Source organism: Polynucleobacter sp. MWH-CaK5, from assembly GCF_018687615.1.
GTDB lineage: Bacteria > Pseudomonadota > Gammaproteobacteria > Burkholderiales > Burkholderiaceae > Polynucleobacter.
Genome location: NZ_CP061299.1, coordinates 841,628 through 867,029, shown reverse-complemented (window position 1 = coordinate 867,029; position 25,402 = coordinate 841,628). Strand labels below are relative to the sequence as shown.

26 protein-coding genes are annotated in these 25,402 nt (G+C 44.6%); 2 read left to right on the top strand and 24 right to left on the bottom strand.

Annotated features, from left to right (window positions below):
* Positions 1–5: 5 nt before the first annotated feature.
* From GQ367_RS04395 to GQ367_RS04355, 9 genes are read right to left on the bottom strand one after another with little or no spacing between them, the layout of a single operon-like run.
* On the bottom strand, positions 6–929 hold the full coding sequence (locus GQ367_RS04395) for an LD-carboxypeptidase (protein WP_215289338.1): 924 nt from the start codon (positions 927–929) through the stop codon (positions 6–8).
* A gap of 55 nt (positions 930–984) precedes the next feature.
* Entirely contained in the window at positions 985–1,449 is a 465-nt protein-coding gene (tadA, locus tag GQ367_RS04390; protein ID WP_215289337.1) for a tRNA adenosine(34) deaminase TadA, read from the bottom strand.
* Positions 1,442–1,894 carry a 6-carboxytetrahydropterin synthase QueD gene (gene queD, locus GQ367_RS04385; protein WP_215289336.1) on the bottom strand — a complete coding sequence of 151 codons (453 nt, stop codon included), beginning with the start codon at positions 1,892–1,894 and terminating at the stop codon, positions 1,442–1,444. The genes tadA and queD overlap by 8 nt, the downstream gene beginning before the upstream one ends.
* A gap of 12 nt (positions 1,895–1,906) precedes the next feature.
* Positions 1,907–2,560: a 7-carboxy-7-deazaguanine synthase gene (gene queE, locus GQ367_RS04380; protein WP_215289335.1), complete on the bottom strand. Its 654-nt coding sequence runs from the start codon at positions 2,558–2,560 to the stop codon at positions 1,907–1,909.
* Between the two features lie 50 nt (positions 2,561–2,610).
* The gene (locus tag GQ367_RS04375) at positions 2,611–4,506 is read right to left on the bottom strand and encodes a radical SAM protein (protein ID WP_215289334.1); all 1,896 of its coding nucleotides are present in this window, start codon (positions 4,504–4,506) and stop codon (positions 2,611–2,613) included.
* 26 nt (positions 4,507–4,532) lie between these two features.
* Positions 4,533–6,140, bottom strand: coding sequence for a glutamine-hydrolyzing GMP synthase (guaA, locus tag GQ367_RS04370; protein ID WP_215289333.1), 1,608 nt, complete (start codon positions 6,138–6,140; stop codon positions 4,533–4,535).
* Between the two features lie 19 nt (positions 6,141–6,159).
* Positions 6,160–7,623 (bottom strand): IMP dehydrogenase, encoded by a 1,464-nt coding sequence (guaB, locus tag GQ367_RS04365; RefSeq protein WP_215289332.1) that lies wholly within the window; start codon positions 7,621–7,623, stop codon positions 6,160–6,162.
* Between the two features lie 43 nt (positions 7,624–7,666).
* Positions 7,667–8,017, bottom strand: a complete 351-nt coding sequence (locus GQ367_RS04360; protein ID WP_215289330.1) for an RnfH family protein — start codon at positions 8,015–8,017, stop codon at positions 7,667–7,669.
* On the bottom strand, positions 8,017–8,454 hold the full coding sequence (locus tag GQ367_RS04355) for a type II toxin-antitoxin system RatA family toxin (protein WP_215289328.1): 438 nt from the start codon (positions 8,452–8,454) through the stop codon (positions 8,017–8,019). Before GQ367_RS04355 ends, GQ367_RS04360 begins: the two co-directional genes overlap by 1 nt.
* Before the next feature lie 27 nt (positions 8,455–8,481).
* Here GQ367_RS04355 and smpB point away from each other — a divergent pair, with 27 nt between their 5' ends.
* Positions 8,482–8,940: an SsrA-binding protein SmpB gene (gene smpB / locus GQ367_RS04350; RefSeq protein ID WP_215289326.1), complete on the top strand. Its 459-nt coding sequence runs from the start codon at positions 8,482–8,484 to the stop codon at positions 8,938–8,940.
* 50 nt (positions 8,941–8,990) lie between these two features.
* Here smpB and ppsA read toward each other — a convergent pair whose 3' ends face one another.
* Positions 8,991–11,372 carry a phosphoenolpyruvate synthase gene (ppsA, locus tag GQ367_RS04345; protein WP_215289324.1) on the bottom strand — a complete coding sequence of 794 codons (2,382 nt, stop codon included), beginning with the start codon at positions 11,370–11,372 and terminating at the stop codon, positions 8,991–8,993.
* Between the two features lie 117 nt (positions 11,373–11,489).
* On the opposite strand from ppsA, the gene GQ367_RS04340 reads away from it, so the two are divergent.
* Positions 11,490–12,314: a pyruvate, water dikinase regulatory protein gene (locus GQ367_RS04340; protein WP_215289322.1), complete on the top strand. Its 825-nt coding sequence runs from the start codon at positions 11,490–11,492 to the stop codon at positions 12,312–12,314.
* Positions 12,315–12,340: 26 nt separating this feature from the next.
* Here GQ367_RS04340 and GQ367_RS04335 read toward each other — a convergent pair whose 3' ends face one another.
* From GQ367_RS04335 to pyrH, 14 genes are read right to left on the bottom strand one after another with little or no spacing between them, the layout of a single operon-like run.
* A complete protein-coding gene (locus GQ367_RS04335; RefSeq protein ID WP_215289320.1) occupies positions 12,341–13,159 on the bottom strand; it encodes an RNA methyltransferase in 819 nt (272 codons plus the stop codon).
* Positions 13,156–13,794 (bottom strand): ribonuclease HII, encoded by a 639-nt coding sequence (gene rnhB / locus GQ367_RS04330; protein WP_215289318.1) that lies wholly within the window; start codon positions 13,792–13,794, stop codon positions 13,156–13,158. The genes GQ367_RS04335 and rnhB overlap by 4 nt, the downstream gene beginning before the upstream one ends.
* The gene (lpxB, locus tag GQ367_RS04325) at positions 13,787–14,899 is read right to left on the bottom strand and encodes a lipid-A-disaccharide synthase (protein WP_251370229.1); all 1,113 of its coding nucleotides are present in this window, start codon (positions 14,897–14,899) and stop codon (positions 13,787–13,789) included. Before lpxB ends, rnhB begins: the two co-directional genes overlap by 8 nt.
* Positions 14,900–14,954: 55 nt before the next feature.
* Complete coding sequence (lpxA, locus tag GQ367_RS04320; RefSeq protein ID WP_215291798.1) at positions 14,955–15,755, bottom strand: acyl-ACP--UDP-N-acetylglucosamine O-acyltransferase; 801 nt, start codon at positions 15,753–15,755, stop codon at positions 14,955–14,957.
* A gap of 1 nt (position 15,756) precedes the next feature.
* A complete protein-coding gene (gene fabZ, locus GQ367_RS04315; RefSeq protein ID WP_089516638.1) occupies positions 15,757–16,206 on the bottom strand; it encodes a 3-hydroxyacyl-ACP dehydratase FabZ in 450 nt (149 codons plus the stop codon).
* 24 nt (positions 16,207–16,230) lie between these two features.
* Positions 16,231–17,298 (bottom strand): UDP-3-O-(3-hydroxymyristoyl)glucosamine N-acyltransferase, encoded by a 1,068-nt coding sequence (gene lpxD, locus GQ367_RS04310; protein WP_215291796.1) that lies wholly within the window; start codon positions 17,296–17,298, stop codon positions 16,231–16,233.
* Positions 17,299–17,314: 16 nt separating this feature from the next.
* Complete coding sequence (locus tag GQ367_RS04305; RefSeq protein WP_251370212.1) at positions 17,315–17,851, bottom strand: OmpH family outer membrane protein; 537 nt, start codon at positions 17,849–17,851, stop codon at positions 17,315–17,317.
* An 18-nt stretch (positions 17,852–17,869) separates the two neighbouring features.
* A complete protein-coding gene (gene bamA, locus GQ367_RS04300; protein WP_371818553.1) occupies positions 17,870–20,173 on the bottom strand; it encodes an outer membrane protein assembly factor BamA in 2,304 nt (767 codons plus the stop codon).
* Complete coding sequence (locus GQ367_RS04295) at positions 20,170–21,240, bottom strand: RIP metalloprotease (RefSeq protein ID WP_215291794.1); 1,071 nt, start codon at positions 21,238–21,240, stop codon at positions 20,170–20,172. Before GQ367_RS04295 ends, bamA begins: the two co-directional genes overlap by 4 nt.
* Entirely contained in the window at positions 21,237–22,436 is a 1,200-nt protein-coding gene (gene ispC, locus GQ367_RS04290; protein ID WP_215291792.1) for a 1-deoxy-D-xylulose-5-phosphate reductoisomerase, read from the bottom strand. Before ispC ends, GQ367_RS04295 begins: the two co-directional genes overlap by 4 nt.
* 3 nt (positions 22,437–22,439) lie before the next feature.
* Positions 22,440–23,282: a phosphatidate cytidylyltransferase gene (locus GQ367_RS04285; RefSeq protein WP_215291790.1), complete on the bottom strand. Its 843-nt coding sequence runs from the start codon at positions 23,280–23,282 to the stop codon at positions 22,440–22,442.
* A 6-nt stretch (positions 23,283–23,288) separates the two neighbouring features.
* A complete protein-coding gene (locus tag GQ367_RS04280) occupies positions 23,289–24,065 on the bottom strand; it encodes an isoprenyl transferase (protein ID WP_215291788.1) in 777 nt (258 codons plus the stop codon).
* A gap of 22 nt (positions 24,066–24,087) precedes the next feature.
* Positions 24,088–24,648 (bottom strand): ribosome recycling factor, encoded by a 561-nt coding sequence (gene frr, locus GQ367_RS04275; protein ID WP_215291786.1) that lies wholly within the window; start codon positions 24,646–24,648, stop codon positions 24,088–24,090.
* Between the two features lie 11 nt (positions 24,649–24,659).
* Complete coding sequence (pyrH, locus tag GQ367_RS04270; RefSeq protein WP_089516630.1) at positions 24,660–25,370, bottom strand: UMP kinase; 711 nt, start codon at positions 25,368–25,370, stop codon at positions 24,660–24,662.
* Positions 25,371–25,402: the final 32 nt, after the last annotated feature.

Sequence of the window (25,402 nt, the reverse complement as noted above, 5' to 3'; positions counted from 1 at the left end):
CTGAATCAGGCGCAATTTGCCTTCAAAATGAAAGCATCTGATGAAGCCGAGAGGCTGGCATAGCGACCTACTGGTAGAGTTAGCTTGTCAGGACAATGCCCAAAGGCCAAGCCAGTCAATATTGGAGTTTGCTTGCCTAATCGCAGTCTGATCGAGTCAATGGCTGCATTGAGGTCATAGCCACGATCCACATCACTTAAGCGATAGGATGAAACATCACCCATCAATACAGCTTTTTGTTGACCCAAATAACCAGTATCAATCAATTGATGAAGCATGCGCTCTATTCTGTAAGGGTGTTCATTCACGTCTTCGATGAACAGAATGCCACCCTTGACTTGATCTTTGGAAGGAAAGAACTCCGTGCCTAAGAGTGAAGTCAACATCGTGAGATTGCCACCCCATAGAATAGCTTTGTCATCAGCAGTAATACCAATCGATGAGGATATGACTTGCGGGGCGACCACTTCAATCTCAATCGATGACTTGGTCATCGCCTCTTGAAAATGTTTCCAGGTCAGTTCAGATACATCACCACAGAAGTCATAGCTGAACATTGGGCCAGCAAAACTAGGGGCGCCCGTCTTAGCAAACAAGCCTAAATTAAAAGCTGTGAAGTCACTGTGACCAACAATTTTTAAACCTTGTTTGACTTGCTTGGCGATCCCCTGCCAATCGATTCGATCTAGCAAGCGGCTTAATCCATAGCCACCACGCAAAGACATCACCACATGATCAGGTGAGAGATTGACTAACTGATTGATCTCATCCAAACGTTCTTGATCGGTGCCTGCAAATCGCTGAAATTGTCTATTACCGCACGCAAGATTTTTAACCTCAATGCCCTGCTTTTTAAACCAAGCCTCACCATTGGCCAAAACCTGAGGGTCTGGCAATGATCCTGAAGGAGCGATGAGGTGAAGTTTCATAAAACGTATTTGTTTACTTGTTTAGCTATCTAAATTTACTTATTGAATTTTTTAATCAAGCTTTAGTTCTGCGTTCTTTAAAAAAATCTTTCAATACTTGAGCGCATTCATCTGCCAACACGCCACCTTCAACCATTGTATGGTGATTTAGCTGGGTATTGTCAAAGAGCTTCATGACACTGTGCACACAACCTGTTTTAGCATCAGATGCACCATAAACTAATCGAGAGACCCTGGCGTGCATGATGGCACCACAACACATCATGCAAGGCTCTAAGGTAACGTAAAGGGTTGTTTCAGGCAATCTGTAATTACCTAAAGCTGCACCAGCAGCTTTCAAAGTCACAATCTCAGCGTGGGCACTGGGATCATGATGACCGATGGGCTGATTATGTCCAGTGGCAATGACTTGCTGGTTTGCCACAAGAACAGCCCCTACTGGAACCTCGCCAGCGTCGCGCGCAAGATGAGCTTGCATCAGAGCCATCTTCATGAACTCTGCATCTTGCTCATTAGGCATGAACATCTGCCCAGCAATTAGGAGTTTCGTATAGACGCAAACGACTGAGATTCAAGCGACCGCCAAATCTGTCTTTAAAAATCGGATCTAAAGTGGCAAATGCTTCTTGGGCCAAATTTTCAACCGTTGGGATGGAGTTCATGACAACAGTTTTGTGGCCAGGGATGGTGGCCAAGAAATTAACCAAAGCCACATCCTCTTTGGCTACTAAAAAGGCGTGGTCCCATTGTTGAACAATGGCATCATTGGTGATTTTTTTGATATCGCCAAAATCCAAAACCATGCCATCATCACCATGACCTTGATGATTCAACACATTACCCATCAAAGTGACTTCAATCACATAGCGGTGCCCGTGAATATGACGGCAATGGCCATCATGGTGCGGTATGCGATGACCAGCGTCGAACTCTAATTTACGGGTGATTTCAATTTTCTTATTCATGATCGCGCTTGCCTAGCGAATACCTAATAACTTGTGTGTTTGAGTGCTTAAACGCCATAAAGGGCGTGACTGACAGATTTTAATGGCTAATTCTGTATTGGCTTCTTTATTTGGGCCATCTAGAGCCTGTAAAAAATGATGCTTGAACGACATCTTTTCAAAACGAGCCAATAATTGAGGCAGCTGCCCTGCATGTCCAGCTTGAGGGATGACCAATTTAAGTTCATCGCCTTGGACTTGAACTAAATCTGAGCCATGCTTGGGGCTCACGCAAATCCAATCGATTCCGGCCGGTACTCGGATCGTGCCATTGGTTTCAATAGCAATCTTAAAACCATGTGCATGAAGAGCGTTGATCAAAACATCATCAAGCTGTAGCAATGGCTCGCCACCCGTGAAGACAACATATTTGTGATGCGGGTCACCAAAACCCCACATTTGATTGATGGCCTGGGCTAAGAGCTCTGCAGATTCAAACTTACCGCCACCCTCACCATCAGTGCCAACGAAATCCGTATCGCAAAACTGGCAAACAGCCGTAGCGCGATCTTCTTCTCGACCAGACCAGAGATTACATCCGCTAAAACGGCAAAAAACTGCCGCACGACCAGCGTGAGCACCTTCGCCCTGAAGCGTCAAAAAGATCTCTTTAACACTGTAAGTCATTCAATCCTAAAGGTTTTGCAATATTGCTTATTGTAAAGAATATCTGGGGGTCACAGTTGTAAAGCTTTGGCAATAAATTGCCTTGAGACAGTGCTCTTAGGCACGGGCTCTTGCAAATCAAACCAGCTTCTGATGTCTGCTTCAAAGCCAATGCCATGCATGTAGTTATAAATAGCCTTCTTCAAGCCCTGCCCTAAGGCATCATGATCAGTGCCGGTTGGATCTATGAAACCAATATCGTTTTTGGCAAAAGTGATCTCTGGCAGTGGAATTAATTCAATACCATAGGCCTTGGGATTTTTACCCACAGGAGAATGAACTGTGCAGGTGAATCGATGAAAGAAGCCACTCTGGATACAGCCGTTTTCAAATAACTGTCGCACATACTCCAATGAATCCACAGTCTCTTGAACAGTTTGTGTTGGAAAGCCATACATCAAATACGCATGAACCAAGATGCCAACATCAGAGAAGCTCTTGGTCACACGTGCCACCTGTTCAACAGTCACCCCTTTTTCCATCAAAGCCAATAAGCGATCAGAGGCAACTTCCAAGCCTCCGGACATGGCGATACAGCCACTGTCAGCTAATAACTCAGCAAGCTCTGGCGTGAAGGTTTTTTCAAAACGAATATTGCCCCACCAAGAAATCACCACCTTGCGCCGAATCAACTCTTCTGCCAAAGCTTTCAGTATTTTTGGTGGCGCTGCCTCATCCACAAAGTGAAAACCTGTTTGTCCTGTTTCAGCCACAATTTGTTCAATGCGATCTACCAGCAATGATGCTGATGCAGTTTCATAGCGAGAGATGTAATCTAGGCTGACATCACAAAAGCTGCATTTTTTCCAATAGCAACCATGGGCGACTGTTAATTTATTCCAACGGCCATCACTCCACAAACGGTGCATTGGATTGAGCATGTCCAAGAGTGATAAATAAGAACCCAAAGGCAAACCATCCCAAGTGGCTGTGCCAACCTCTTCAAAAGGCACATCAGGTTCAGCCCACTGAATGTATTGCACCTGCCCTGTTTCATTACGGATAAAAGTTCTAACCAAACGATTGATGCCACGTTTGCCATTCAGGTGTTCGATCAAGGCTAATAATGGACGTTCACCAGAATCTAATGTGATGAAATCAACATAATCAAATACTCTTGCTTCTGTTAACTCTCGCAATTCAGTGTTGACATAGCCACCACCCAAAGCAATTTTGATCGATGGGTATTTCTCTTTGATCACTTGAGCAATTCTCAAGGCCGCATAAACCGATCCCGGGAAAGGTACAGAAAGTAACACCAGATTGGGCTCGTGCTTTTCAATTTGCTCGATGGTCAAAGATCGCAAATGCTCATCCATCAGGGTTGGCTTTGCTTTCAAAGCATTTGCTAATGGATCAAAACTTGGCTGACTGCCTGCCAACGATTCAGCGTACCGGACAAACTCAAAGCGATCATCAACCGCATCACGCAAGACATCCGATAAATCATTCAAATAAAGTGTCGCTAAATGGCGCGCTCGATCTTCAGCACCCAAGGCACCGAATGCCCAAGAAAGAGAATCACCAGACCCATCATCCTCATAAGAATCTAAGGCCTGAAATCTTGGACCCTCTGGCAAGAATGAACGACTGTTGATACGGTGACTCAGCGTACTGTCACCGCCCTGCAAATATTTGATGGTGGGTTCAATGCTGCTTTGATAATTTTCAAAATAATCTAGGAAGAAGTTAATGGTCGCACTGCGATCTTCTTCAGGAATTGACAGGGCTGCCTCATGAACCTCTGCCAAGCCTTCTCTAGAGAAGAAGCTTAAGACCAAAGACAGTGCCAAATCATCCTGTCTTGCATCGATACCACGGGAACGTAAAAAACCAGTGATGTACGCCGTAGATGGATACGGCGTATTTAACTGCGTCATGGGTGGAATGAGACTGAGAACCCTCATGCCAAAACCAGGGAAATGATTCCCTGTTATTCCCACTCGATTGTTGCTGGTGGCTTGCCGCTGATGTCGTACACCACGCGATTGATGCCGCGCACTTCATTGATGATTCGATTGGAAACGCGTCCCAATAAGTCATGTGGCAAATGCGCCCAATGAGCAGTCATGAAGTCTTGAGTTTGAACAGCACGCAATGCCACAACATACTCATACGTTCTACCATCACCCATCACACCCACTGACTTAACTGGTAAGAACACAGCAAAAGCCTGGCTGGTTAAGTCATACCAAGACTTGCCGCTGGTTTCATCAATGGTTGAGCGCAGCTCTTCGATAAAGATGGCATCGGCTCTACGCAATAAATCGGCAAAGTCTTTTTTAACTTCACCCAAAATACGCACGCCCAAACCAGGGCCTGGGAAAGGATGACGATAGACCATCTCTGGAGGTAGACCTAATGCAACACCCAAGGCACGAACCTCATCTTTGAATAGTTCACGCAAAGGCTCTAGCAATGAAAGCTTCATGTCATCAGGTAAACCGCCCACGTTGTGGTGACTCTTGATGGTGTGAGCGCCTTTCTTACCTTTACCAGCTGACTCAATCACATCAGGATAAATGGTGCCTTGAGCCAACCATTTTGCATTCTTGATCTTGCCTGATTCAACTTGGAAAACCTCAACAAATTCTTTGCCGATAATCTTGCGCTTGGCTTCTGGATCAGAAACACCAGCTAATTCACCCATGAACTGAGCAGTCGCATCCACATGGATCACCTTCACGCCCAAATTCTTAGCAAACATGTCCATGACCATCTTGCCTTCGTTCAAACGAAGCAAACCATGATCAACAAACACGCAGGTCAATTGTTGGCCAATGGCACGATGAATCAAGGCTGCAGCAACACTTGAATCAACGCCACCAGATAAACCTAGAATTACTTCATCACTACCAACCTGTTTGCGAATACTTTCAACCGCTTCAGCGATGTAATCACCCATCACCCAATCAGTACTGCAGGCACATATTTGATGCACAAAGCGCTCAATGATTGCTGTGCCCAAAATGGTATGGGTTACTTCTGGATGGAATTGAACAGCATAAAAGCGACGGTCCTCATCAGCCATGCCAGCAATAGGACATGAGTCTGTAGATGCCATTAACTTAAAGCCTGCTGGCAACTCAGTCACAGAGTCACCATGACTCATCCACACCTTCAACATGCCATGACCTTCTGGCGTTGTGAAGTCCTGAATGTTTTCTAATAATTTTGTGTGTCCACGGGCACGCACTTCAGCGTAACCAAACTCACGAGATTTACCCAATGACTCTGCTGTGGCTACTTTGCCACCCAACTGAGCAGCCATGGTTTGCATGCCATAACAGATGCCCAACACTGGTACGCCAAGATTGAAAACAATTTCCGGTGCACGAGGTGTATCACCCTCTGTCACAGAACTTGGACCACCAGACAAAATAATGCCTTTGCAACCCTGCTCTTTGACAAACTTTTCAATGAAGCTTGGATCTACATCGTACGGATGGATTTCAGAATAAACGCGTGAATCACGCACCCGTCTTGCAATCAATTGGGTCACTTGGGACCCAAAGTCCAAAATTAAAATCTTGTCGTGCACAGTAATCCTAAGTGGCTAATTAGTCGATATGGTAGTTGGGCGCTTCTTTGGTGATTTGCACGTCATGAACGTGAGACTCACGCATACCGGCTGAAGTGATCTCAACGAATCCTGCTTTTTCGTGTAATTCATCAATTGTCTTGCAGCCACAATAACCCATAGAAGAACGAATGCCACCAGTTAACTGATGAACAATGGCTAACACGCTGCCTTTGTAAGGCACACGTCCTTCAATACCTTCAGGAACGAGTTTGTCGACGTTGGCACTGTTGTCTTCTTGGAAATAGCGATCTGCTGCACCATCTTTCATGGCGCCTACAGAACCCATGCCACGATAGCTCTTATATGAGCGACCTTGGTACAAGAAAACTTCGCCTGGTGCTTCTTCAGTACCAGCAAACATACCACCCATCATCACGCAATGAGCGCCTGCTGCCAAAGCTTTTGAAATATCGCCAGAGTAGCGAATACCACCATCAGCAATCAAAGGAACACCTGTACCTTTTAAGGCTTCAGAAACATTCACAACCGCAGTAATCTGAGGCACGCCCACACCCGCAACAATACGAGTTGTACAAATTGAACCAGGGCCAATACCCACTTTAACGCCATCCGCACCGTGAGCCACCAATGCTTTAGCAGCTTCACCAGTGGCAATATTGCCGCCAATCACCTGGATCTGAGGATAGTTCTTTTTAACCCATTTAACGCGGTCTAAAACACCTTGACTGTGGCCGTGAGCGGTATCCACCACGATCACATCCACACCAGCCTTAGCCAAGAGCTCAATGCGCTCATCGTTGTCTGGACCAACACCTACAGCGGCACCAGCAATCAATTGACCACGACCATCTTTACTCGCCAAAGGATGTTCTTTGGCTTTCAAAATATCTTTAACTGTAACCAAACCGCGCAACTCAAAATTGTCATCAACAACCAAGACTCGCTCTAAACGATGTTTGTTCATCAAACGCTTGGCTTCCTCAGGAGGAGAACCTTCTTTGATAGTGACCAAACGGTCTTTAGGAGTCATTTTTTCGCTGACTTTGGCGTCCAAATCTTCTTCGAAGCGCAAATCACGGTTGGTAATGATGCCAACAACTTTCTTGCCCTGTAAAACCGGGAAGCCTGAAAAACCATGTTCTTTAGACAGATGAATCACATCTCTAACCGTCATATCCGGTGAAATGGTGATCGGATCTCTTAAAACACCTGATTCGTAACGCTTGACCTTGGCAACTTCACGAGCTTGCTCGGCAGGCGTTAAGTTCTTATGAATAATGCCAACACCACCCTCTTGGGCCATCACAATGGCTAAACGGCCTTCTGTGACTGTGTCCATGGCAGCTGATACCAATGGGATGTTGATCGAAATATCGCGTGTCAGTTGAGTACCCAACTGAGTATCACGTGGAAGAACCGCTGAATAAGCGGGAACGAGAAGCACGTCGTCAAATGTGAGTGCTTTTTGGATGAGCCTCATGCAAAACCCCTATGCGCAAAAGCGAATTATAGAGGTTTTATGATTATTTGCTCAAAAAACGCCCTTTTCGGTCTGCAGCTTTGGCTTGCAATTTGGCATCTTGGTTCTGATGAGCCTTTTTCCGCCTTGCTGCCATTGGGTCAATCAGCAGTGGGCTGTATAGCTCCAAGCGATCACCCTCGTAAATAGGACTGTCCCAATCCTTGCGTTTGCCAAAGACCCCAAAGCACCCTTTTCTGGCAATTTCAGGGTCTTTTGGTGAGCTTGCAATACCCAGCTGAATCAGGGCTTGCCCAACAGTCACAGGCTGATCAAGGGGAAAGGTCACCTGAACATCGCTCAAGACAGGTTGTCCTGAGCGACTATCGCAAAGCAATAAGCCCAAAATAGGCATCAGGGCGCTCCATAGACTTGATCAGCACGCTTCACAAATCCATCCACAAATGTTCCGGCAATGATTCCAAACACTGGGCCAATGATCTTTTCAAGCAAAAGGCTTTCAAATTCATAATGAAGTTGGAACTCAATCTTGCAAGCATTCTCTTTTAGAGGGGTAAAGCGCCAATTACCATGAAACTTCTTAAAGGGCCCGTCCACAAAGGTCATATCAATTGAGTTTGGCCTGACATTGGTATTTCGGGTGTGGAAAAACTGTTCCAAACCTTTAAATTTGATGTGTATTTTTGCATCCAGAATTTCTTCTGTTTGCTCAAAAATCTCAACCCCACCACACCAGGGAAGAAAGTCTTGGTACTTGGCCACATCAATCACCAAGTTATACATTCTCTCTGCTGAGTGCTGAATGAGTACTGTCTTAAATACGTCTGCCATAATCTCGTATTCTAACGATATAAATATATGAGCATCATAGACAACAAAAAAGCTTTCTTCGATTATTTCATCGAAGAACGATTTGAGGCAGGCATGGTCTTACAAGGATGGGAAGTAAAAGCCATTCGGGAAGGTCGCGCCCAAATCAAAGAGGCTTATGTTGTGATACGAAATGCCGAAATTTATCTCATTGGTTGTCATATCAGCCCTTTGATTTCAGCTTCAACGCATGTATTAGCCGACCCAGGCAGAACTCGTAAGCTTTTGCTCAATGCCATTGAAATCAAAAAGCTCATCGGTAAAGTCGAGCAAAAAGGCTACTCCTTAGTCCCAGTCAACCTTCACTTCTCCAAAGGTCGGGTGAAATGTGAAATTGGTCTTGGCCGAGGTAAAAAGCAACACGATAAACGGGATGCAACGAAAGATCGCGATTGGCAAATAGAAAAAGCCCGAATCATGCGTTCGGGCTCCAAAATCGCGGACTGATCACAGTCCGCTTTTTTCTTTGCGTTAACTTAAGTCAAAAACTGACTTAATTATTTCTTAGCAAGCAAAGTCCAAGTATCAACCACACTGTCAGGGTTCAATGAAATTGAAGTAATGCCCTTCTTCATCAACCACTGTGCAAAGTCTGGATGATCTGAAGGTCCTTGACCGCAGATACCAATGTACTTGCCCTTGGCGCGACAAGTTTCAATGGCTCTTGCAACCAAGAACTCAACAGCTGGATCACGTTCATCAAAGTCAATCGCTAAAAGCTCCATGCCAGAGTCACGATCCAAGCCCAAAGTCAATTGAGTCAAGTCATTTGAACCAATTGAGAAGCCATCAAAGTGCTCCAAGAACTCTTCAGCCAAGATTGCATTGGATGGAATCTCACACATCATGATGACGCGCAAGCCGTTTTCACCACGCTTCAAACCATGCTGACCCAAAAGACCAATCACCTTCTCAGCTTGCTTCACGGTTCTCACAAATGGAATCATGATTTCAACGTTGGTCAAACCCATGTCATTGCGAACACGCTTCATGGCTTCACATTCCATCGCAAACGCTTCAGCAAAATCCTCTGAGATATAGCGAGACGCGCCACGGAAACCAAGCATTGGATTTTCTTCATCCGGCTCGTAACGTGATCCACCAATCAGCTTTTTGTACTCATTTGACTTAAAGTCAGACATACGAACAATCACTGGCTTTGGATAGAAGGCGGCAGCAATCGTTGCAATACCTTCAGCCAACTTATCAACATAGAAAGCTTTAGGGCTTGCATGGCCACGAGCAACGCTCTCAACAGCCTTCTTCAAATCCAAATCAATGTTTGGATATTCCAAAATGGCTTTTGGATGAACACCAATGTTGTTATTGATGATGAATTCCAAGCGAGCTAAACCAACGCCGCCATTAGGAATCTGGCAGAAATCAAATGCCAATTGTGGGTTACCCACGTTCATCATGATTTTGACTGGAATCTCAGGCAAGGCACCGCGACTAACTTCAGTCACTTCAGTTTCAATCGGACCGTCATAAATACGGCCCTCATCACCCTCAGCACATGACACTGTGACCACCGCACCATCTTTGAGAACCATGGTGGCATCTGCGCAACCAACCACAGCAGGAACACCTAATTCGCGGGCAATGATCGCAGCATGACAAGTACGACCGCCACGATTTGTCACAATCGCAGCAGCTCTCTTCATCACAGGCTCCCAGTTAGGGTCTGTCATATCAGCAACCAATACGTCACCTGGTTGAACGCGATCCATTTCACTGGCGTCTTTCACAACGCGCACTGTACCTGTACCAATCTTCTGACCAATCGCACGACCAGTTGTTAAAACTGTTGAGTGACCTTTGAGCTTGTAACGCATTTCAACCTTGCCTTGAGCTTGGCTCTTCACCGTCTCAGGACGTGCTTGCAAGATATAGATCTTGCCGTCAATACCATCCTTGCCCCACTCAATATCCATTGGGCGCTCATAGTGCTTCTCAATGATCATGGCGTATTTAGCCAACTCAGCCACATCATCATCCGAGATCGAATAGCGATTACGCTGCTCAAGTGGAACATCCACAGTTTTCACGCGACCTGGCTCACCAGGAGCTGTGAATTGCATCTGAATTAATTTAGAACCCAAACTGCGGCGAATAACGGCGTATTTACCAGCAGCCAAAGTAGGTTTGAATACGTAGAACTCATCAGGGTTCACTGCGCCCTGTACCACTGTTTCACCCAAACCGTAACTAGATGTGATGAACACAGCGTCTTGGAAGCCTGATTCAGTATCCAAAGTGAACATCACTCCAGACGATGCCTTGTCAGAGCGAACCATGCGCTGAATGCCAGCTGATAAAGCAACCTCAGCGTGAGCAAAGCCCTTGTGAACACGATAAGAAATTGCGCGATCGTTGTACAAGGATGCAAATACTTCACGAATGCGATGCAAAACATCTTCAATACCAACAACGTTTAAAAATGACTCTTGTTGTCCAGCAAAAGAAGCGTCTGGCAAATCTTCAGCTGTTGCTGAAGAACGAACCGCAAAAGAACCTTTGCCATCAGCATCCAAAGTTTTGAAAGCTTGACGAATTTCTTGTTCTAGACGTTCTTGAAAAGGAGCCTCTTCGACCCATGAACGAATTTCAGCGCCAGCAATTGCCAACTCTTTAACATCATCCACATTCAATTTATCTAAACGATCATTGATGCGTTCAGTCAGTTTGTTATAGACAAGAAAATCTCTGAAGGCCAAAGCGGTGGTTGCAAAACCTGTTGGAACTCGAACGCCAGAGGCGTTGAGCTGAGAAATCATCTCGCCTAATGAGGCATTCTTACCGCCGACTGACTCAACGTCAGACATGCGCAGGTCCTCAAAGGGTAAAACGTATGCATTTGCATGGTTTGGATTGGACATAACAACTCTCTTAGTAATGGGAAACCGGTCGTGCAAGCGGCGGATGGACAGAACAAAACCTGCCGCAAGTTCAATAGTTATATTGTATCCTTTGAACATTATTATCTTCAAAAAAATATGAGCTCAAAACCACGCATTGTTTTCATCGTTTCAGACGGCACGGGCATCACTGCCGAGACATTTAGCCAATCAATTTTGGCGCAGTTTGAGTTGCCATTCAGGCAAGTCAGAATGCCTTTTATTAATACTGTTGATAAAGCGCATCAAGCTGTTCGAGAAATCAATGATTACGCCAAATCCTCTGGTCTTCAACCGATTGTTTTTACAACATTGGTTGACTCAGAAGTAAATGCAATTGTTTCAGAAGCCAATTGCGTGATGATGGACATGTTCCAAACTTTTATCGTGCCACTTGAGCAAGCTCTTGGAGTTAAGTCAACCCATGCAATTGGTCGCTTTCATAACAATGCAGATACTGAATCCTATAAAAACAGGATCGAAGCCATTAACTTTTCTTTGGCACATGATGATGGCCAATCCAATCAGAATTTGGCGGACGCAGATGTTATTTTGGTGGGAGTATCACGCAGTGGAAAAACCCCGACCAGCCTCTACCTGGCAATGCAATACGGGCTTAAATCAGCCAACTATCCATTGATACCAGATGATTTTGAAAGAAATCAGATGCCACCTGATTTAATACCGTTTCGTAAAAAGATATTTGGGTTAACGATTGATCCCATGCGTCTATCTGAAATCAGAAATGAGCGCAGACCTGGTAGTAATTACGCAAAAATTGAGAATTGTCGGTATGAAGTCAGCGCTGCTGAAGCCATGATGCGCAAGCAAGCAATTCCTTGGCTATCTACCACCAATAAATCTATTGAAGAAATTGCAACAACGATCTTGCAAGAGATTAATCCGGATCGAAGCAATTACTAAAAAGTAATTGCCAGTCGGTGAGCTGCTTACTTGACTTCCCGACGCACTCTGCGCATCTCAAATAAACAGATAGCGGCAGCAGCTCCGACATTGAGAGACTCAATGCAAGGGTCTTGAGGAATTAATACGGATCGCGAGATGGCCAAGAGCTCTGGGTCAACCCCACCACCCTCATTACCAAAAACCCAGGCATGAGGATCAAGTAAATCATCTCCTAAGTCATAGAGATCTTGATCTGACATTAGGCTTGTTGCTATCAAAGGTAGCTTAATTTTCTCGCGCACCATGTTCAAAGACCAAGCTTCAAAAATCTTTAAATGCCGATGAGCTCCCATTGCAGCCCTTAAGACTTTTGGTGACCAAGCTTGTGCAGTACCTTTCAAACAGACCACATAGCTTAATCCTGCAGCAGCTGCAGTTCTCATCATAGAGCCAACATTACCGGCATCTTGAACGCCATCCAAAATTAAAACGTCATCACTTTGCTTTACAGGGAAGTCATGTTTAGGAATTCTGACGCATGCCATGATCGGCGGGCCATTTTCTAAGTCAGAGATTTTTCTCCATAAAGCATCATCTAGGATATAAAGATCTGTATTTGGCACTACCGCCAACTGCATATCAATGACAGCAGCAATTTCTGCCTGCGCAAGCCCTGATTCAGTCGTGAACAACTCTACTAAATCCTCAGAGGCCAACCATGCTTGGGCTAAATGAACACCCTCTAAAACGGCGAGACCCAGATCTTGTCTGGTTTTGTTGGCTTTGGCTCCACCCTCAAGCAAGACTTTTAGTCTCTTGATCAAAGGATTGTCTGCTGAGCTTAAATATTTAGCATCTTTCATAGGAGCTTAGTTTCCCCTAAGTTGCCTTTGGTTTCAATCACCAATCTGACTGGACCAAATGTTTTGCGATGCTGTGGGCATGGCCCATGAAGTTTTAAAGACTCAAGATGGACTGGTGTTGGATATCCCATGTGCTGATTAAAGCCATAGACAGGATAAGCATCATGCAAGGCTTGCATGTCTCGATCTCTGGTGACCTTGGCCAAAATCGATGCTGCTGAAATAGCTGCCACTTTGGTATCACCCTTAACAATCGCTTCCATTGAAATATTCACTTTTGGGCAGCGGTTGCCATCAATCAAGGCACGATCTGGTAAACGCCCCAATGTTTTTTCCAGACCTTGAATGGCGCGCTTCATGGCCAGCATCGTGGCTTGCAAGATATTGATCGAATCGATTTCTACAGCACTGGCTTCTGCGATGCACCAGGCTTTTGAATCTCTGATGATGATGTCGTACAACTCATCGCGAACTTTGGCAGTGAGCTTTTTTGAATCTTTTAATCCAGCGATTGGTTTGGCAGGATCAAGCACGACTGCTGCTGCAACCACAGAACCAGCCAAAGGTCCGCGCCCTGCTTCATCAACCCCACACGTCCACTCATAGAGCGGGTTGGGTGCGTTCCAATCAGTCATTGATGACTTCCGCTATGACCTTGGCTACCAAGGTCCCTGTTGGCATGAGCAAAGATTGATGCATCTCAGTAAAACGTTCTTTTAAACGAGTCGCTTCTTGTGGCTTATCAAGCCAATTCAAGGTGGCTGTTGCTAAAGCTTGTGGCGTAGCTGCTTCTTGCAATAGCTCTGGAACAATAAATTCTTGTGCCAAGATATTCGGCAATCCCACATAAGGTAAATAAGCCTGACGCTTCATGATCCATGCAGTGATAGCTGGAACCTTATAAGAAATCACCATAGGCTTTTTCCAAAGAGCTGCCTCTAGAGTTGCAGTACCACTGGCAATTAAAACAACATCAGCAGCTTCTAATGCCAAGCTGGCCTGACCATCCAACAAATGCAAAGTGATATTTGGGTGTTGTTGCAAGAGCTTATCTACCATGGCCTGGATGGCTGGCTTTAAAGCTGGGGTAGCCACTGGAACAACGAATTCAATACCCTGCTTATATTGAATAAACATCTGAGCAATGGCGTCAAAAAATCCAGGGCCAATCAAATTAATCTCTGACTGACGACTGCCTGGTAAAACTGCCACCAAAGCATTGCCTGTTTGAATCTTTAATTTTGCTTTAGCGCCCGCTGAATCAGGCACCATCGGAATACTCGAAGCCAATGGATGGCCTACATAAGTCGCATTGATGCCAGCCTTTTCATAAATAGCTGTTTCAAATGGAAAGATGCACAGCATGTGATCCACAGACTCTTTGATGCCTTTGATGCGCCCACCACGCCATGCCCAAATAGACGGGCTGATGAAATGAATCGTTGGAATGCCTGCAGCTTTGAGTTTCTTTTCAACACCCAAATTAAAGTCTGGTGCATCAATGCCCAAAAATGCTTTGGGTGGATGCAAGCTTAATTCTTTGATCAAAGCATTTCTGACTGAAAGAATGGCGGGCAATTGCTTGATGGCTTCAACGTAGCCACGTACAGCCAAAGTCTCCATCGGCCACAGGGCTTCAAAACCAGTTGCCACCATTTTTGGTCCGCCAATGCCGCGGGTCTTAAGGCCTGCTAGATCAGAAGACTCTTGGATTGCTTGCAGAACACTTGCAGCAAGCATATCCCCCGATGGCTCTCCAGCCACACATGCTAGATATGCGTTTTCTGTCAAATGATTAGCGGGCAATGCCGCGCTGTGAAGCGGCGATAAAGTCATGGAATATTCTTAGTTTCTCTGCAGTCTCTGCTTCAGTTGCTTGCTTTTCCGCAGCCAAGTCTGCAATGGCTTTTTTAGCTTCTTCAAAACTCAGATTTTGTTTGTATAGTAGCTTATACGCTTGTCTTAAAGCAGTGATAGCCTCAGGACTAAATCCGCGACGCTTCAAACCTTCGGCATTCAAACCATGAGGTTCAGCAACAGCGCCTGAAGCAATCACGTACGGTGGCAAATCTTGGACTAACTTGGAAGCACCACCAATCATTGAATGCTCACCAATACGAACAAATTGATGAACCCCGCACATACCACCCAAGATAGCCCAATCATCAACATGAACGTGACCAGCAATTTGTGCATTATTTGAAAAGATTGTGTTATTTCCAACCACGCAGTCATGAGCAATATGCACATAAGCCATGATCCAATTGTCATTACCAATTTTGGTGATGCCTTGATCTTGGATGGTGCCAGTGTGTAAAGTTGTGAATTCACGAATTAAATTACGATCACCAATCACTAACTTGGTTGGTTCACCACGGTATTTCATATCCTGAGGTGCCCCACCCACAGATGCAAAGTGACCAATTCTATTTTCAACACCAATGGTTGTGTGCCCTTCAACAACTGTATGAGCACCAATTTGTGTTTTGCGCCCAATGGTGACATTCGGACCAATCACGGCATAAGGACCAATCTCAACATCCTCAGCAATTTCTGCTTTTGGATCGATGATTGCGCTAGGGTGAATCAAAGCCATCTTAGGCTTCCTTTTTACGAATAGTGCACATCAAATCAGCTTCAGTCACCACTACATCATTGACGGTGGCAAATGTTTTAAATTTCCAAATACCGCCTTTGAATCTTTCAATCGATGCATTCAAAATCAATTGATCACCTGGTGTCACTGGTCTCTTGAAGCGTGCATTATCAATGCCAACAAAGAAATAAACTGAGTCATCCACTGAATCTTGTCCAAATGTGAGCAATGCTGCCGTTTGAGCCAAAGCTTCAAGAATCAAAACACCTGGCATCACTGGAAATTCTGGGAAGTGGCCCGTGAAATGAGGTTCGTTCATGGTGACGTTTTTTAATGCTTTGACACGCTGACCAGCCTCTAACTCAAGCACACGATCAACCAATAAAAATGGGTAGCGATGCGGAAGCATCTTCAAGATTTGGTTGATATCAAAATTAACTAGCTCGCTCATGAATGGCCTTTTCTCTTTTTACGTTTATTTCTTATCTGCAATGATGCTTTGAATCTGTTTTTCTAAATCTTTGATCTTCTGACGCATTTTATCTAAGCCGCGCAAAATAGCAGCATTCTTTTCCCAATCTGCGTGAGGCAGCATGGGGAAAATACTCGTGAAGTGCTGGCCTGGCTGATCAATCGAACGAATGATGGTTGTGCCGCCAGATATGGTGCTTCGGTCGGCAATATTCAAATGCCCTGCAATACTGCTAGAGCCGCCAATCATGCACATTTTTCCAATGGTCACACTTCCTGCCACTGCTGTATTACCAGCAATGACTGTAAGAGCACCAACATGAACGTTATGGGCAATCTGGACCAGGTTATCAATCTTGCAACCATCGTCAATTTGAGTGTCCGCCAATGCGCCACGGTCAACGGATGTATTAGATCCAATTTCAACGTCATTCCCAATCAGCACTCTACCGGTTTGAGGCACTTTGACCCACTCACCAGCGGCAAGATCAGGAGCAAAGCCAAAACCATCAGAGCCAATCACGGTTCCACCATGAATGATATTACGAGCACCTAACTGACAACCTTGATAAATTGAAACATTGGGATAGATCAAGGCATCTGCACCTATAGAAACATCTGCACCCACATGAACTTGTGAAACCAGAACTGATCTTTCACCAATCGTAGCGCCCTTGGCCACATGACAAAGAGGTCCAATATGGGCTGAAGGTGCAACCATTGCACCAGCCTCAACCACTGCACTTGGATGAATGCCAGGTACATATGTAGGAGCAGCTGATTTTGCAAACTCTTGGGCAATCCGTGCAAATAATGCATAAGGATTCTTGGTCACAAGATAGCTGCGATTTTTATTTTCTGAGTGTTCTTGTAAATAGTCGAAATCAGATTCCGAAACAATTAAACCAGCAGCTTGGCTGATAAGAGCATCATTGCGATACAGAGGGTTTGCCAAAAATGCCAGCTGAGACTGGTTGGCTTGAGTAAGAGGGGCTAAACCTGAGACAAGTTTATCCCCACTGCCCGCTAAGCGAGCCGAATAGCGTTCGGCTAACTCAGCAATCGATGGCATATGAATCTCTTAATAATTAACGTAAGTTATTAAGCGCTTTGATGACGTCTTCTGTGACATCAATCTTTGGATTAACGTAAGCAGCTTCTTGAACAATCAAATCTAATTTACGTTGTTCTGCAACAGCCTTCAGAGCCTGATTGGCTTTTTGCGCAATCTTTGAACGCTCTTCAAAACTTCTCTGATTCACATCTTCTGTGAATTCTCTTTGTTTACGTTGCAACTCACGATCAGCATCAGCCAATTCACGTTGACGACGCACACGATCAGTATCAGACATCACTGCTGCATCTTTATCTAGGCGCTCTGCCGCTGTTTTAATTTTCTGAGCATCATCACGCAAATCTTTTTCACGTTTAGCAAATTCGCTTTGTAATTTTGTTTGGCTGGCTTTAGCCATATTAGATTCTTTGAAAATTCTCTCAGAATTAACAACACCAATACGGCCACTGAAATCTTTTTCATCTGCAGCGATTGCTGAGGCAGAAAACAAACTCAACGCCAAACCTGAAATCACAGTAGATTGAAAGAACTTCTTAGCAAAACGATTCATAAACATATCCTTCAAGTATTAAAACGCGGTACCAATTTGGAATTGGAAACGCTGCAAACGATCTTCAGGTTTCTTGCTCAATGGGAAACCATAACTAAATTTTAACGGTCCTAATGGTGAGATCCAAGATAAACCAAAACCATACGATGTTCTCAAGCCTGAGAAGTCTGGTGTGTCCGCATATACGTTACCAGCATCAAAGAAGCTGAATAAGCGCAAGGTTTTATCCACACCTGACCCAGGAATTGGGAAAGTATATTCGATATTACCAACCAATTTAGACGCTCCACCAATCGGTGTCACAGTGCCGTTATTATTAGTATTTGTTGGGCCTAAAGAACCTGGTTCATAACCTCTGACTGAGCCAATACCACCCACGAAGTAGTTCTTTGTCACAGGGAATGGCTTATTACTGTAGGTATCGCCATAACCAATCTCACCGTTAAAGGACAAAATATTGCCTTTGAACAATGGCCAGAAATACTGGTGCTGGTAGTAGGCTCTGTAGTACTGCAAATCAGCAACAGGTGTACCCCACTCGAAATTCACCTGTTGATATGTGCCGCGAGATGGAATCAAAGCACTGTCCCTTGCATCTCTTGACCAACCAATGGTGAAGGGTACGTTCATATTGCTCTTGCCGTAGGCATCAACATAGCTCTGGTAGCTTGTTGGTGTATTGATCGATGTCTCCATGTTCAACTGCTCAATACCCAAGCCGAAGAAAACGCGATCAACCTCAGAATACGGCACGCCTAATTTAAAGCTACCACCAGTTGTAACAATCTTGTACTCTTCATCGCCTGTGTAATACAAAGGACGCGAAGTTTTGGTGTACAACTCAGTGAATCGGCTGATGCCGTCTTCAGTGAAATATGGGTCGTAGTTTGAAATAGCCAAAGTTCGGTTGGTCTTACCTGTGTTGACATTCAAACCAATACTTGTTCCTGTACCAAACGCATTCTCTTGTGAAATACCAGCGGTCAAAATCAACTTATCAGTTGATGAGAAACCGGCGCCTAGGCTCAATGAACCTGTTGGCTTTTCTGCAACCTTGATACCCACATCCACTTGATCCGATGTACCAGGAATATCTTCAGTATTCACTTCCACGTCTGTGAAATAGCCAAGGCGATTGATACGATCTTTAGAAAGCTTCAGCTTTTCACTATCAAACCATGAGCTCTCTAGCTGACGCATCTCACGACGAATCACTTCATCACGTGTTTTGTTATTGCCTGAAATATTGATCTTGCGAACATAGGTGCGCTTACCTGGATCAACAATCAAAGCAAGATCAACAACCTGCTTGTCTTTTTGCAAATTAGGTTGTGGGTTGATAGCAGCAAAAGCATAACCATAGGCACCCAACTTATCAGCAATCGCTTTGGTGCTTTCAGTCAATTTGGCTGATGAGAACACATCACCAACTTTTAAATTAACTAGCTTGGTCAACTCTTCATCTTTGCCCAATAACTCACCAGCCAACTTCACTGAGGCAACTTTGTATTGCTGACCTTCTCTGATGTTGATATTGAGGTAAATACCTTTTTTATCTGGCGTGATTGAAACTTGAGTGGATTCAATCACAAACTCTAAGTAACCACGATTTAGGTAGAAAGAACGAATTGCTTCTAAGTCAGCGGTTAACTTTTGCTTGGAATACAAATCATTCTTGGTATACCAAGACAACCAGTTAGGTGTTGATAGCTGCATTTCTTCGCGCAGCTCTTTTTCTTTGAATGCAGAATTGCCTACAATATTGACCTGAAGGATTTTTGATACTTGACCTTCATCAACGTTGAACACGATGGCTACTCTGTTGCGCTCGACAGGTGTCACAGTGGTGATTACTTCTGCAGCATAGTAGCCACGAGAAATATATTGACGCTTGAGTTCTTGCTCAGCTTTATCAATCAAAGCTTTGTCGTAATAACGAGCTTCTGCTACACCAACGGCTTTAAGAGACTTCTTCAGCGCATCTTTATCAAACTCTTTAATGCCAGTGAACTCTAGTTGTGAAACAGCTGGACGCTCTTCAACTCTAACAACCAACACTTGGCCATCAGATTCAACTTTCACATCTTTAAAAAAGCCAGTGTTATAGAGTGCGCGAATTGCATCAGCACCCTTGTCATCAGTGAAAGTTTCGCCTACTCTCACCGGCAAATAACTAAAAACCGTACCTGGCTCTACACGTTGCAAACCTTCAACGCGGATATCTTTGACTACAAATGGATCAGCGGCCATCAATGGAGCTGATAACAAACTGACTGCAATCGCAGCCAATGGAGTCTTAATAAATTTATGATGTATTTTCAACGTAAAAACAATCTAGAAATATCGTTAAACAAAGCCAATATAGTTAAAAACAGGAGGCTACCCATACCAACTCTTTGCAATACATTTTGAACGCCATCTGAAACTCGCTTTCCAGACAACAATTCCCATCCATCATACAGTAGCTGACCACCATCTAGCATGGGTAATGGGATCAAATTCAGAATCCCTAGGCTGATGCTGATCATCGCCAAAAACCCCAAATAAGACTGCCAGCCAACTTGGGCTGTTTTACCAGCCATATCAGCGATGCTCAAAGGCCCACCGATCTGTTTGATCGAAGCTTCTCCGGTGAATATACCCACCAACATGCGAACAGAAATGGCGCTGATATCCCAAACTCTTTCGCTTGCGACAGTAATCGCCTCGAAAATGCCCAATTTGAGCTCAAAAATGCCAATTGGCTCGCTCACATCAGGTTTTATGCCTAATTTTGCCAATGGATCGGTATCTGGCGTCAGAATTGGCATTTTTTCTGCTTTAAATACAACGTCTTGCTCCACTCCTTGAGAAGTTTTGACCTTCACAACGAAGCCTTCAGAACTGGTCACAGCATCCATTAAGCGCCATCTGAGCTGATTCCAACTAGCAATCGACCTAAAAGAGTCGTCACCATCCGATTTCCAGCCAATCACAGTGTCGCCGGCATAAATACCAGCCTCATAGGCAACACTGGTTTTGTCGGGCTCAACTAATTTAGAAGGGATTTGAGGAACGCCTGAAGCAAATAAAATCGTCAAAAAGACGATAGCGAGAATGAAGTTTGCTAAAGGACCAGCAGCCACAATGAATGATCTTTTCCAGAGCTTTTGGCTTCTGAATGATTCTTCATCCATTTTGACGTAACCGCCCAAAGGCAAACTGCTCAGGGCCCATTCTGTAGATTCAGGGGTTTTTTGGTAGGTCCAAATGGTCTTACCGAAGCCCACTGAAAATCTCAATACTTTGACACCGCACATCCTTGCAGCGCTGTAATGGCCATACTCATGAAAGCTCACCAACAAACCTAAGGCAGCCAAAAAGGCTAATAAACTCCAAATAACTGTCATCTAGTCAATCCTTTGACAATGCTTAGTGCTTCTTGACGAGCGATTCTATCTGCCTCAAGAATGCCATCAAGACTCATCGCCCCACTGACCTGCGTTTGATTTAAAACGCGCTCAACCAATTCTGAAATTTGCGTGAACCCAATTTCTTTCTTCAAGAAAGCATCAACTGCAATTTCATTGGCAGCATTCAAAATAGTTGGAGCTAAGCCACGAACAGATAAGGCTTGGTAACTCAGAGACAAACAAGGGAAACGGTTCAAATCAACTGGTTCAAAACTCAAATCATGAGCAGTCGTGAAATCCAATTCTTTAACCCCAGCATCAATCCTTAAAGGCCAACCCAAGCCATAAGCAATCGGCGTTTTCATATCAGGCTGTCCAAGCTGTGCAATCACAGAACCATCAATGTATCTAACCATTGAATGAACCACGCTTTGAGGATGTATCAAGACCTTGATTTGTTCTGCAGGCAATTCAAATAAATGATGAGCCTCGATCACTTCAAGGCCTTTGTTCATCATCGTCGCTGAATCGACTGAAATTTTTCGCCCCATGACCCAGTTAGGATGGGCACACGCTTGATCGGGCGTGACATTCCTTAACTGATCTAAAGAATAATTTCTGAACGGGCCACCTGAAGCCGTTAACAAAATTTCTTTTACGCCCAAAGAAGAGTACCGGCCACGAGAGCCCCCATTGGAAGTATTCGCATCCGGCAAACATTGATAAATGGCATTGTGCTCACTATCAATTGGTAAAAGCTCAGCACCACTGCTTGCAATCGCTGACATGAAGATATCACCAGCCATCACCAAGGCTTCTTTATTGGCTAATAAAATACGCTTACCTAGTTTTGCAGCCTCTATGGTTGGTAGTAAGCCGGCTGCTCCAACAATTGCTGCCATCACCGTATCAACAGAAGTCAATGTTGAGGCAGAGACCAATGCCTCTGCACCATGATCAACTGTCACAGTTAAACCCATAGACTTTAATTGCTCATTCAAACGACTGGCGGCTTCTGCAAAGCCAACCACCACCATTGTTGGTTTGAATTCTGCGCATTGTTTTGCGAGAAGCTCAATATTTGAATGCGCGGTCAAAGATTCAACTTTGAATAAATCAGGATGGGCACGAATCACATCCAGAGTACTCACTCCAATCGACCCGGTTGAGCCAAGAACGCAAATATGTCTCATGGTTTAGCTCGCCATCAAAATGATTAAACCAGCCAGCGGCAACACAGGAAGAAGCGCGTCAATGCGATCTAAAAAACCACCATGACCAGGCAGCAACGCACTACTATCTTTAACTCCAGCAACACGTTTCATTTGTGACTCAAACAAGTCCCCCTGAATACTCATGGCAACACATAGAGCTGTCACAAGAATCATCCCCAACCATCCCCAAGAGGATTGAATCAAAGCAAAGAAATTGCCTTGGGTATAAGGATGATCCGCAAATAAAGTGGCTCCAAGAATGCCAAGTACCATCACCAATAAATAACCACCGACAGCGCCTTCGATGGATTTGCCAGGGCTTAAATTCTTTGCCAGCTTGTGTTTACCAAATGCTTTACCAGCAAAATAAGCGCCGATGTCAGCAGCCCAAACCAAAACAAGTACTGATAAGAATAGTGCCATGCTCACTGCACGCAAATGCATCAAAGCAAACCAACAGGCTGGCAGAATGAATAAGCCAATCGCGGCCAAAGGCCAGCGCCAAGAAACAAGATTCAACTGAAGAGACTGCTTCATGATGAATGGAACCACCAGCAACCAAAAACCCAAGGTAAGCCACAAAAGAATTTTGACGGCTTCAATGTCGGCATACATCAACCAAGCAACTAAATTGAGGAGGCACAAGCCTGCGTATGAGAATGCCCTGCGTTGATTTTGTGGAAACAACAATCTCCACCACTCCCATGCTGCCAAAGTGATAACGATGGCAATCAATGCTCCCAAATAAATCAAGGGCGCAAACCAGAGCACTGGTAAGAAAATACCTAAAAGTACGATTGCTGTGATGACTCTGGTTTTTAACATGCTATTCTATTTTTCCGCATCTATCACTTGAGCGCTGGTTCGACCGAAACGTCGCTCACGCTCTCGGTACCAAGCAAAAGATGCTTGTAGCGCTTTGGCATCAAAGTCAGGCCACAACAAGTCTGTGAAATACAGCTCTGTATAAGCTAACTGCCAGAGTAAAAAGTTACTGATTCTTTGCTCGCCACCCGTTCTGATGAATAAATCAGGTTCAGGTGCATACGACATGGATAAATGAGGTGTTAACAAAGCCTCAGTGACTCCTTCAGGGCTTAGACCCGGATTTGCTTTCAAGCAAGCTGATACTGCTTGCAACATGTCCCAGCGACCACCGTAGTTTGCGGCGATGGTGAGATTAAGACCCGTGTTGTGAGCAGTTTTTTCTTCTGCTTGCACGACTCGCTCCTGGATCTGCTCATCAAACTTGGTAAGATCACCCACCACTCTTAAGCGCACATTGTTCTTATCAAGACGAGAAACTTCTTTTTCTAATGCAGTCAAAAATAACTTCATTAAAAAACCAACTTCCTCGGCAGGTCTGCGCCAGTTTTCAGAACTAAAAGCAAAAAGAGTTAAATACTCAACACCCAGATCACCACACTCTTTGACGATTTCTCTGACGGTATTAAGCCCCTGTGAGTGCCCAGCAACTCTTGGCAGAAAACGTTTTGTCGCCCATCGACCGTTGCCATCCATGATGATGGCAAGGTGCTTGGGAATGCTCGCCACATCAGGCACAGCCAAAGTTGTGCTGATGTGTGAGGGATTGGTTTTTTTGACCATATAAAGACTATTTAAGCTTGGCTTAAACGGTCATGATCTCTTTTTCTTTTTCAGAAATGATCTTGTCAATCTCAGCAACAAAACGATCTGTCATTTTTTGAACTTCATCTTGTGAGCGACGCTCATCATCTTCTGAAATTTCTTTATCTTTCGCTAGCTTCTTCAATGATTCATTTGCATCGCGTCTTAGATTACGCACAGCAATTTTTGAATCTTCGCCTTCACCTTTGACTACCTTTGTCAATTCTTTGCGGCGCTCTTCAGTTAATGCTGGCATTGGTACACGAATGATGTTGCCTTGAGTGGCAGGATTAAGACCTAAGTCAGATTCACGAATCGCTTTTTCAACCGCGCCCATCATGTTCTTTTCCCAAGGCTGAACAGTCAAAGTTCTAGCATCAGCCAAACCTAAGTTAGCTACCTGAGCTAAGGGTGTTGGATTGCCATAGTAATCAACGTTGATCTGCTCTAAGATGCCTGGGTGAGCACGACCAGTTCTGATTTTTTGCAAATTAGATTTCAATGACTCAATTGATTTGGTCATCTTTTGTTCTGTATTTTTTTTAATTTCATTAGCAGACATGATGTTTCCTTTTAAACGTGTACCAAAGTACCTTCACTATCACCCATCACAACGCGTTTCAGTGCGCCAGGCTTGAGGATTGAAAAAACTTTGATGGGTAGTTTTCTATCACGACACAAGGCAAATGCTGTTGCATCCATGACTTGTAAATTTTTGATGATCGCTTCATCAAAAGTAATGGTGTCATAACGAGTGGCTGTTGGATCTTTCTTGGGATCGCTGGTGTAAATACCATCTACCTTGGTTGCTTTCAAAACAACTTCAACACCCATTTCTGCGCCACGCAAAGCAGCAGCAGTGTCAGTGGTGAAGAATGGATTACCCGTTCCAGCAGCAAAAATCACCACCTTGCCTTCTTCCATATGACGGATGGCTTTAGGTCGGATATAAGGCTCTACAACCTGATCCATTCTTAAAGCTGATTGAACGCGGGCTTCAACACCTTTTTGACGCAACGCATCTTGCAGTGCCAATGCGTTCATCATTGTTGCCAACATGCCCATGTAGTCAGCAGTTGCGCGATCCATACCAGCTGCACCGCCAGCAACGCCTCTAAAGATGTTACCGCCACCGATCACGATGGCTAACTGAATACCGGTTTGCACTACCTCAGCGACATCAGCGACCATGGCATCAATGGTGCCTGGGTTGATACCGTAAGAGTCATCGCCCATTAAGGCTTCACCTGATAGTTTGAGCAAAACTTTTTTATAAGCTGGCATGGTCAGTCTCTCTTTATTTAGCATTCATCAAG

Bases quoted from the DNA above. Each gene is read 5' to 3' on its own strand.
- GQ367_RS04355 (WP_215289328.1), bottom strand. From the start codon at position 8,454: ATGGCAGACGTATTTAAGACAGTACTCATTCAGCACTCAGCAGAGAGA.
- smpB (WP_215289326.1), top strand. From the start codon at position 8,482: ATGAGCATCATAGACAACAAAAAAGCTTTCTTCGATTATTTCATCGAA.
- ppsA (WP_215289324.1), bottom strand. From the start codon at position 11,372: ATGTCCAATCCAAACCATGCAAATGCATACGTTTTACCCTTTGAGGAC.
- GQ367_RS04360 (WP_215289330.1), bottom strand. From the start codon at position 8,017: ATGCCTATTTTGGGCTTATTGCTTTGCGATAGTCGCTCAGGACAACCT.
- GQ367_RS04335 (WP_215289320.1), bottom strand. From the start codon at position 13,159: ATGAAAGATGCTAAATATTTAAGCTCAGCAGACAATCCTTTGATCAAG.
- lpxA (WP_215291798.1), bottom strand. From the start codon at position 15,755: ATGGCTTTGATTCACCCTAGCGCAATCATCGATCCAAAAGCAGAAATT.
- guaB (WP_215289332.1), bottom strand. From the start codon at position 7,623: ATGAGGCTCATCCAAAAAGCACTCACATTTGACGACGTGCTTCTCGTT.
- queE (WP_215289335.1), bottom strand. From the start codon at position 2,560: ATGACTTACAGTGTTAAAGAGATCTTTTTGACGCTTCAGGGCGAAGGT.
- tadA (WP_215289337.1), bottom strand. From the start codon at position 1,449: ATGCCTAATGAGCAAGATGCAGAGTTCATGAAGATGGCTCTGATGCAA.
- GQ367_RS04305 (WP_251370212.1), bottom strand. From the start codon at position 17,851: ATGAATCGTTTTGCTAAGAAGTTCTTTCAATCTACTGTGATTTCAGGT.
- GQ367_RS04375 (WP_215289334.1), bottom strand. From the start codon at position 4,506: ATGAGGGTTCTCAGTCTCATTCCACCCATGACGCAGTTAAATACGCCG.
- lpxD (WP_215291796.1), bottom strand. From the start codon at position 17,298: ATGCCATCGATTGCTGAGTTAGCCGAACGCTATTCGGCTCGCTTAGCG.
- GQ367_RS04295 (WP_215291794.1), bottom strand. From the start codon at position 21,240: ATGACAGTTATTTGGAGTTTATTAGCCTTTTTGGCTGCCTTAGGTTTG.
- lpxB (WP_251370229.1), bottom strand. From the start codon at position 14,899: ATGCTTGCTGCAAGTGTTCTGCAAGCAATCCAAGAGTCTTCTGATCTA.
- GQ367_RS04340 (WP_215289322.1), top strand. From the start codon at position 11,490: ATGAGCTCAAAACCACGCATTGTTTTCATCGTTTCAGACGGCACGGGC.
- GQ367_RS04280 (WP_215291788.1), bottom strand. From the start codon at position 24,065: ATGGTCAAAAAAACCAATCCCTCACACATCAGCACAACTTTGGCTGTG.
- pyrH (WP_089516630.1), bottom strand. From the start codon at position 25,370: ATGCCAGCTTATAAAAAAGTTTTGCTCAAACTATCAGGTGAAGCCTTA.
- rnhB (WP_215289318.1), bottom strand. From the start codon at position 13,794: ATGACTGATTGGAACGCACCCAACCCGCTCTATGAGTGGACGTGTGGG.
- queD (WP_215289336.1), bottom strand. From the start codon at position 1,894: ATGAATAAGAAAATTGAAATCACCCGTAAATTAGAGTTCGACGCTGGT.
- GQ367_RS04395 (WP_215289338.1), bottom strand. From the start codon at position 929: ATGAAACTTCACCTCATCGCTCCTTCAGGATCATTGCCAGACCCTCAG.
- fabZ (WP_089516638.1), bottom strand. From the start codon at position 16,206: ATGAGCGAGCTAGTTAATTTTGATATCAACCAAATCTTGAAGATGCTT.
- ispC (WP_215291792.1), bottom strand. From the start codon at position 22,436: ATGAGACATATTTGCGTTCTTGGCTCAACCGGGTCGATTGGAGTGAGT.
- GQ367_RS04285 (WP_215291790.1), bottom strand. From the start codon at position 23,282: ATGTTAAAAACCAGAGTCATCACAGCAATCGTACTTTTAGGTATTTTC.
- frr (WP_215291786.1), bottom strand. From the start codon at position 24,648: ATGTCTGCTAATGAAATTAAAAAAAATACAGAACAAAAGATGACCAAA.